This window comes from Clostridium sp. DL1XJH146 (genome assembly GCF_054819755.1).
In genome coordinates this window covers 1-292 of record NZ_JBTVVN010000126.1, presented here as the reverse complement: position 1 = coordinate 292, position 292 = coordinate 1, and the positions used below count along the sequence as shown (strand labels likewise).

General features: G+C 49.0%; 1 protein-coding gene. It reads right to left on the bottom strand.

Features of this window, described 5'->3' with window-relative positions:
* Positions 1-292: translocation/assembly module TamB domain-containing protein (locus tag ACVHXK_RS18790; protein ID WP_461207935.1), on the bottom strand; the 292-nt coding region annotated here is incomplete at both ends.

Here is a 292-nt window from a genome sequence, read left to right as displayed (position 1 = left end):
AATGGTGAATTCGAGCCCCATTTTGTCGAGCGTGTTGGTGATAGAAACGCCAACATCAAAAGCAACATTACGCTGCTGCTCGTTTTCAGTAACGAGCACTTTCATGCGCTCCAGTGCTGTTACGTTGAGTCGAGGATTGGTAGGGTCGCCTGTGAAGTCGATAGTGCTACCCTCCACCAGCTTAAATGTGCGGAGTGGAATAACAGGTAGTTCATATTTCATCTCGCCCGAACTTGCCGTTAGTTGGCCAGTGAGGCGCATATCTCCTTGATGTGTGATGCGGAATGTTAGG